Genomic DNA, 8,172 nt, shown 5'->3' on the forward strand with positions numbered 1-8,172 from the left:
CGAACCGTCATGACCCAGTTATGGCCCGGTTCCCCGCCAAAGGCACCACCGTGTAGAAGAGCCGCTTCCAGGCCCCGGACCTGGTCAGGGCCAGTCCCAGCGGCTCCAGGCAGGAACTCAGCCTGTCGAGCCGGGCACGCAGGGCCGCACGGTTCAGGGGTTGTTCGGCGGTGCCGAGCAATCGGCTCAGGTCGTGGCAGCACCACGGCTGTCGATCGGTGAGCAGCAGACGCAGGAGCAGTCTCTGCGAGCCGTGGTGGGGAAGCATCGAGGCCGGCGGGGAAACCTGCGCGTGGGGTACGGGCGTCGCCGAGGCCAGCGAGCGCCGTTCTGTCGCCAGTCGTACGGCCAGTTCCTGGATCGGCATGTTCCGGGTCAGGACATTGTCGGCTCCCGCGTCGAGGAGGTCGGCGGCATCGGTGCCTTCGGGCACGAGCGCTATGACGGGCGCCAGTCGGCGCAGCAGTCCGACGCGATGTTCCAGGCCGGGTCTCCACCGCTCGTCCGGTACGTCGAGGATCGCGAGCGACCGCGGTTCGGTCAGCAGCTCTTCGTAGGCGCGGTGCGATCCCCACGGGTGGACGAGCGGAGGGAGTAATCGTGCCCCGCGCAGGGCGCGCAGAAGAGGTCCGCTGCGGGATCGGTCGAGAGAAACGATGACGTAGGTCATGCTGCTGTTCACTCAGCGGGCGAGGAGGTATCGGAGTGCCTTGGTGATGTCGGTCGCACCACTGAAGGCAACGTTGTCAACAGGTCGGCGCTCATGGTCCGAGTTCAGGGTGGTCAGTGTCATGGTGCGCCCCTTCGGTCGGCTGCGGGACGCGTCCGCCAGTCCACGGACACGTAGAGCCTGCCATGTTCGAGTCGACATACGGTCAGCATTCGATCAACGTGTCCGGAAGTGGCGCACCTGTTACGGGGCCCTGCGGACTCCACGGCCGACTGGCCCGTACGGAAGGGGCGTTCACTGCTGACCGGAGTGGACCCCGGTCAGCAGCGAACAACGGGTCAGGGGCGCCGTGTTCCGGCGTTACCTCCCGGGACACTCCTTCCAGGCCAGGTGATAGATGGTGCTGATGTCACCGTCGGTGGAGTCCATGGTCATGAAGCTCGTGCTGCCGGGCGCGGAGGTTCCCGCGTTGACCCGCAGTTCCGTGTTGATGTTGAAGTTGCGCTGAACACCGCAGGGCGCCCAGACCAGTTGGGCCCAGTCGGTGGTGTCGGTCGCCTGCCAGTTGTCGTTGTAGGGGCCTCTGAAGGGATGGGTTCTGGACTCCGTGTTCGGCGATCCCTGGAAGTAGTACGAGGCCTTCTGGGTGCTGCTCGCGCCCGGCTGGAGCGAGGCGAAGCCTCTGTAGTCGGCGCTCGCGACCGCATAGGTGAAGCCCTGCGGTACGTGGACGATGAGGTTGAGCTGGCAGTTCTTGCGGAACGCGGTGGGACTGGCGCCGCCGCCCACCTGGGCGAGGTAGTCGCTGTACGTCACCGTGAAGGCGGTGTTGTCCTGCGAGACGGCGACGGCGGCCGTCCCCTGGGGGCAACCCGACCCGTTGACCGTGGCGACCTCGATCACGATCTTGTCCGGGGGCGGGTCGGCGATCGCGGAGGAGCCCTGCGGCGCGGGGAGCGCCGAGGCGAACAGCGCGGTGACCGCGCCGCTCAGAAGCAGTCCACCAGTCATTTTCTTCCAATCCGGTGCTTCGGTGGTCCGGGCGGTGCGGGCAGGTGCCGGCGCCGCCGGGTTGGGGGGTGCGGTGTCCGCCTGCGCGGAGACTGTCGCTGACCAGGTGCGTCGGATGGAGCGAGGGCGTACGCATGCGCCCGCGATGGCATGCCAGTCATGCGCATGCCAAATACGGAGGCACACTCGCGACCTCGTGAAGGAAATGTGAAGGCCGCGAGCCATCGCGCATCATATGGGGCTGCATCCCGGCCGACTAGGGCGATCTCCGGCCATTCACGACAGGGGCGGCCGGGCGGGCCGACAGCCCCCGGCCCAGGTTCGTTTGCTGCACGCATCTTGACGCGTTCAGCATGGGCGATCTCATAATGCTCGCGTCCACATATCTAAACGAAGTTTCTTCTTGTGGACGCAGCTCGAACAGCACGGAGGATCAGTGACCGGTCCAGGCTTATTACGAACCCGCTCGACGGTCCGTCCTCGACGGGGGCGGGTGACGGGTGCGTTCATGTCCGTATGCGTGCTGCTCGTCGTCTCCGGGTGTTCGGTGGCGGGTGCCGACCCCATCGGTGAGGGCCCGGACATCTTGCGCGTCGTCCTGTCCGAGGAGCCGCCGACCCTCGAGCCCTGCGATGCCTCGCTCACCGCGACGGGCCGGGTGACGCGGGCCAACATCACGGAGGCGCTCACCGAGCGCGAGCCGTCCACGGGGCGGCTGGAACAGGCGCTGGCCACCAAGTGGACCCGTACGTCGCCCACTTCGTGGACCTTCACGCTCCGCGAGGGCGTCACCTTCCATGACGGCACACCGTTCACGGCGGAGGCGGCGGCGTTCTCGATCAAGCGCGCCACAGACTCGGACATCGACTGCAATGTCGACGGCTACATCTTCACCGACAGCGAGGTCACCGCAACTCCCGTCAATGACACGACGCTTGAGGTCAAGACGGCGAAGCCGGACCCGATCCTCCCGCTGCGCCTGTCCTTCGTCGAGATCGTGCCGACGACCACCAACCCCAGTGCCAGGGTGCGCGAGCCGGTGGGCACGGGCCCGTACCGGGTCGACGAATGGAGCCAGGGCCGCTTCCTTCGCCTGAAGCGCTACCCCGGCTACTGGGGCAAGGCCCCCGAGTACGCCGCGGCGAAGTACGTATGGCGGGCGGAGGGCAGCGTACGCGCGGCCATGGTCACCAATGACGAGGCGGATGTCGCGATCGGGCTCGCTCCCGAGGACGGGGCGGGCGACCGGGCGGTGGAGTTCGCCACCAACGAGGTCTCGTTCCTGCGGATGGACGCCGACAAGCCACCGCTCGACGACCTCCGGATCCGCCGCGCCATCAACTACGCCATCGACCGCGAGGGCCTGGTCACGGCGGTCTTCGCGGGCCGGCCGAGCGGCCAGCTCGTCGCGAAGGGCGTCACGGGACACAACCCGCGCGTACGGCCCTGGCCGTACGACCCGGAGCGCGCGAAGAAACTCGTGGCCGAGGCCCGCGCCGACGGAGTCCCGACGAACCGGACCATCACGATCATCGGCCGCAACGCCATCTACCCCAAGGCGGCAGAGGCGATGGAGGTCGTACAGGACGGCCTGCTCAAGGCCGGGCTGAAGGTCGAGATCAAGATGCTCGACGTCAACGCCTGGCTGGAGTACCTGTTGCGGCCCTTCCCCAAGGGCATCGGCCCCACCCTCCTCCAGGCGCAACACGGCAACCAGGCGGGGGACGCCGCGTTCACGATGGGGCAGATCTACGGCAGCAAGGGCGCGCAGAGCAGTTACGGCACTCCTGAACTGGACGCGTTGATCGACCAGGCCCAGCTCGCCGGGGGCGAGGCGCGGCAGAAGGCGTTCGCGGACACCTTCGCGTACCAGAACGACGAGGTCGTACGGGACGCCGTCATGGCCAACATGACCGGCATCATGGCCCTTTCCCCGAACGTCCGTTACGAGCCCGACTCGGCCACGAATGACGAGATGCGGCTCGCCGACATGCACCGTACGGACTGAGGGAGGAGCGGGCCGATGTTCACCATGCTGCGCCGTCGCGCGGTCTCCAGCGTGATCCCCCTGCTGGTCGTGGTTCTCGGGGTGTTCTTCCTCGCTCGCCTCACCGGGGACCCCGCCAATCTGTACCTGCCGCTCAGCGCGACACCCGAGATGCGGGCCGAGTTCGCCGCCCGCAACGGTCTCGACGACCCGCTGCTCGCCCAGTTCGGTGACTACCTCGGCCAGGTCGTCCACCTGGACTTCGGTGAATCGCTGCGCACCGCTCAACCGGCGGGTGAGGCGGTGCTGCGGGCCTTCCCCGCCACGCTTCAGCTGGCCGGCTGGACGATGCTGCTCGCCATCCTGGGCGCCGTGCTGATCGGCAGCATGGCGGCGTACCGCCCCAACTCGGCGACCGACCGGTTCGCGAGTTTCCTGTCCTCCACGGCCGCAAGCGTTCCCGACTTCTGGTTCGCCATCATGGGCGTCCTGGTGTTCGCGGTGACACTCGGCTGGCTGCCCACCTCCGGCACGAGCGGCGCGGCGGCGTGGGTGCTGCCCGTGGTGACGCTGCTGATCCGCCCGTTCGGGGTGCTGGTGCAGGTGGTACGCGGCGCCATGGTCTCCGCTCTGTCCGCCCCGTACGTCAAGGTGGCGCGCAGCAAGGGGGCGAGTGAGTCGAGGGTGGTCTTCGGGCACGCCCTGCGCAACGCGGCGGCACCGGCGCTCACCGTCGCGGGTGACCTCGCTGTCGGACTGGTCAACGGGGCCGTCGTCGTCGAGACGATCTTCGGCTGGCCCGGCATCGGCAAGCTCATGATCGACTCGGTGCTTCAGCGTGACTTCGCGGTCCTGCAAGCCGCGGTACTGCTCACCGCTCTGGTGATCTTCGCGCTCAACATCCTGGTGGACATCTGTCACGCGCTCCTCGACCCGCGGGTCCGGCAGCAGGCGGCGGCGTGAGTCAAGGAGGTGACATGCTCCCGAAGGACGACGTGCTCCGGCAGGACGCGGACAAAGGTACCGACGACAGTGCGGACAAGGGTGTGGAGAGCGGCCCGGGTTCCGGGACCGACCGGGCAGGGTTACGGGGAAAATGGCCCGCTCTGCTGCTCCAGGACCGGTTCGCCTTCGCGGCGGCCATAGTCCTGCTGCTGGTCGCACTGTGCGCCGTACTGGGCCCGCTCCTCATCGGCGACCTGGCGACGCGTCAGAACCTGCGCGACCCCGGCCGACCGCCTTTCAGCCTCGACGACGGCTGGGCGTACGTACTCGGCAGCGACTCTCTCGGCCGCCCTGTCGCCGCGCGGCTGATCGCCGCCGCCGGGACGACCTTGTCCGTGGCCGTACCCGCCGTCCTGGTTTCCCTCGTCGTCGGCTCGGTGTGGGGCATGTGGGCGGGCTTTCACGGGGGTTGGCGCGAGAACGTGTCCCTGCGGATCGCCGATGTGATCCTCAGCTTCCCCTCGCTGCTGCTGGCCGTGGTCGTGCTGTACGTGTTCTCGCCGAGCGCCGCGAACATCGTTCTCGTCCTGGCCGTCGCCCGGATCCCCGTATACCTGCGGACCGCACGCGCCGAGGCCGCCGAACTGCGCAGCCGGCTGTTCATCGACGCGGCCCGCACCTTCGGCACCAGCGGCTGGGCCACCATCCGGCGCCATGTCGCTCCTTCCGTGCTGCCCACGCTGCTCACCGTCGCCGCCCTCGACTTCTGCTTCGTGATGCTGACCGAGTCCTCGCTGAGTTTTCTGGGGATCGGCATCCAGCCGCCGGACGTGAGCTGGGGTCTGATGGTGGCTCAGGGCCGCCAGGAGTTGCAGAGCTCCTGGTGGATCGCGGTCTTCCCCGGCCTGGCCATCGTCATCACGACGGTGTCGGCAACCGTCCTCGCCGCCTGGGCCCGGCTCTCGACCGACCCGGGGCAGCGCTGGCGGCAAGGGCTGCGGCGCGGCGGTCGGCGTCCGGGGCGCCGTCGTCCGTCGACCGGGGGTACGAGCGCGCTCCGCGGTACGGCGACCGCCACTCCGGGGACGACGGCCGAACCGGCACCCAGCCCCGAAGTGACCAGGGCCGAACCCACCACCTCCGTGCCGCCCTCAACGCGCCCAGCCACCCTGGCCGTTGACGACCTGTCGGTCGACATTCGCACCCCCGCCGGTCCCCTCCCCGTCGTTCACGGCGTCAGCTTCGACGTGCGCTCCGGCGAAACACTGGCCCTGCTGGGCGAGTCCGGATGCGGCAAGAGCATGACCGCGCACGCTGTCGCGGGCCTGCTCGATCCTGCTGCCGAAGTCGTGGGTGGGCAGGCGCGGTTGGAGGGTGAGGACCAGCTCACGCTGGGCCCGCGGGCGCGGCGTCGGCTGGCCGGGCCCGGTCTCGCCATCGTCTTCCAGGACGCGCTGAGCGCGCTCAACCCTGTACACACGGTCGGCGCGCAGCTCGCGGAGCCGTTCCGTATCCACGAGCGGATGTCGCGGCGCGCCGCGCGGGCCAAGGCTGTTGAGCTGATGGAACGCGTGGGCATCCCCGAGGCGCGGTCACGCGTGGACGCGTATCCGCACCAGTTCTCCGGAGGTATGCGCCAGCGACTGCTGATCGCGATGGCGGTCGCGCTGCGGCCGAAGGTGCTGCTCGCCGACGAGCCCACGACGGCGCTGGACGTCACCGTACAGGCCCAGATCATGGACCTCCTCCGGGAGTTGCGGAGCGAACAGCAGATGGCGCTGGTCCTCATCACTCACGACCTCGGGCTCGTCGCCGGGCACGCGGACCGGGTGGCCGTCATGTACGCGGGTACGGTGGTGGAGACGGGGCCGGTGTCCGAGGTGTTCGCCAAGCCCAACCACCCGTACACCCGGGGCCTGTTGGAGTCGGTGCCGGCCGAGCAGCACAAGGGCTCCCGGCTGAGCTCCATTCCCGGCGGCCCGCCCGACCCACGCGCCGTGCCCTCCGGCTGCGCCTTCCGTACGCGCTGCCCGATGGCCCGCGACGTGTGCGCCACCCATCGGCCGACGCTGGCCGGTACCGGAGCCGACCGAGCTGCCGCCTGCCACTTCGGGAAGGAGCTGGCCGATGCCTGAGTCTGGGATACCCGAGTCCGGGATACCTGAGTCGGGGACAACTGAGTCCGGGACCCTGCTGGAAGCCATCGGCCTGGCCAAGAGCTTCGCCGTGCCGCGCACCGCGAAGGGCAGCACCAGACTGCGCGCGGTCGACGGGGTGGACCTCAGCCTCGGGCGCGGCGAAACCCTCGGCCTCGTCGGCGAGTCCGGCTGCGGCAAGTCCACGCTGGCCAGGATTCTGCTGATGCTGGAACGTCCCGACGAGGGCACCGTACGGTTCGAGGGCGTGGACCCGTTTACGTTGTCGGGTGCGAAGCTGCTCGCCTGGCGCCGCAAGGTGCAGATGGTCTTCCAGGACCCGTTCGGCTCGCTCAACCCCCGCCTGTGCGCGGCGGATCTGATCGGCGAGCCCTGGCGCACCCACCGCGACCTCGTGCCCGCCGCGAAGCGCGCGGCGCGGGTCGGTGAGCTGCTGGAGATGGTCGGGCTGCGGGCGTCCGACGCGCGCCGCTACCCACAGGAGTTCTCCGGAGGGCAACGGCAGCGGATCGGGATCGCCCGCGCCCTGGCCCTGGAGCCCGAGGTCATCGTCTGCGACGAGCCCGTCTCCGCGCTGGACCTGTCGGTACAGGCGCAGGTGCTCAATCTCCTGGGCGATCTGCGGGACGAGCTGGGGCTGTCGTACGTGTTCATCTCGCACGACCTGTCGGTGGTGCGGCACGTCGCCGACCGCGTTGCCGTGATGTACCTGGGGAAGATCGTGGAATCCGGCCCGGCGGAGGAAGTCTTCGAGCAGCCGCGCCACCCGTACACCGCGGCGCTGCTGTCCGCGGCCCCGTCCCTGGCGGCCGGCGGCAGGGCGAAGAGGCAACGCATCCTGCTCAGCGGCGAGATCCCGTCACCGGCCGACCCACCGTCGGGCTGCCGCTTCAGGACCCGGTGCTGGCGCGCGGAGGACGTATGCGCCGAAGCCGTCCCGGCGCCGGAGCTCGCGGCACCGGGCCATACGGCGGCCTGCCGCTTCCCGCTGGACGAGGCGTCCGCGCTCACGGGAGATCACCGGGCGAGCGCCTCCTGAGCCAGGATGCCGGTCCGGCCCACCGAAGACCGGTCCGGAATCCGGCCCACCGAAGACCGGCGCGACCGACTGGCAAGTGCGCCAACTCGCCCCGTACGCCCGCTCGTTCACCCGCCACGTCATTGGTATGGACCTGCCCATGATCACCGGTTAGGCTCTGCCCCGGCACGCACCGAGAGCGCTCTCACCGTTCTGCTGTTCCACCCCCACCTTGCTGGAACAACGAAGGGCTACTGCCTTGAGACGCACCATAGCCATGCGTACCGGCCTGGCCACACTCCTCCTACTCGGCACCTGGGCCGGCGCGGGCGCTCTGCCCGCCTCCGCCACCGACGCCACCCCTGGCACCGACACCACCCGGTCC

General features: G+C 69.3%; 6 protein-coding genes. 4 read left to right on the forward strand and 2 right to left on the reverse strand.

Annotated features, from left to right (window positions below; all coding sequences use genetic code 11):
* Positions 1-7 precede the first annotated feature (7 nt).
* Positions 8-670 carry a response regulator transcription factor gene (locus G6048_RS18770; protein WP_165340708.1) on the reverse strand — a complete coding sequence of 221 codons (663 nt, stop codon included), beginning with the start codon at positions 668-670 and terminating at the stop codon, positions 8-10.
* A gap of 360 nt (positions 671-1,030) precedes the next feature.
* Complete coding sequence (locus G6048_RS18775; RefSeq protein WP_165340709.1) at positions 1,031-1,681, reverse strand: DUF4360 domain-containing protein; 651 nt, start codon at positions 1,679-1,681, stop codon at positions 1,031-1,033.
* A gap of 508 nt (positions 1,682-2,189) precedes the next feature.
* Here G6048_RS18775 and G6048_RS18780 point away from each other — a divergent pair.
* Genes G6048_RS18780 through G6048_RS18800 form a run of 4 tightly spaced genes read left to right on the forward strand, consistent with a single transcriptional unit; the run spans position 2,190 to position 7,808 of the window.
* The gene (locus G6048_RS18780; protein ID WP_165340710.1) at positions 2,190-3,689 is read left to right on the forward strand and encodes an ABC transporter substrate-binding protein; all 1,500 of its coding nucleotides are present in this window, start codon (positions 2,190-2,192) and stop codon (positions 3,687-3,689) included.
* Positions 3,690-3,704: 15 nt separating this feature from the next.
* Entirely contained in the window at positions 3,705-4,631 is a 927-nt protein-coding gene (locus tag G6048_RS18785; RefSeq protein WP_165340711.1) for an ABC transporter permease, read from the forward strand.
* Positions 4,632-4,645: 14 nt separating this feature from the next.
* On the forward strand, positions 4,646-6,748 hold the full coding sequence (locus tag G6048_RS49640) for a dipeptide/oligopeptide/nickel ABC transporter permease/ATP-binding protein (protein WP_235990020.1): 2,103 nt from the start codon (positions 4,646-4,648) through the stop codon (positions 6,746-6,748).
* Positions 6,741-7,808 (forward strand): ABC transporter ATP-binding protein, encoded by a 1,068-nt coding sequence (locus G6048_RS18800; RefSeq protein WP_165340712.1) that lies wholly within the window; start codon positions 6,741-6,743, stop codon positions 7,806-7,808. Before G6048_RS49640 ends, G6048_RS18800 begins: the two co-directional genes overlap by 8 nt.
* Positions 7,809-8,172 lie beyond the last annotated feature (364 nt).

The organism is Streptomyces ureilyticus, assembly GCF_011045025.1.
Taxonomy (GTDB): Bacteria; Actinomycetota; Actinomycetes; order Streptomycetales; family Streptomycetaceae; genus Streptomyces; species Streptomyces ureilyticus.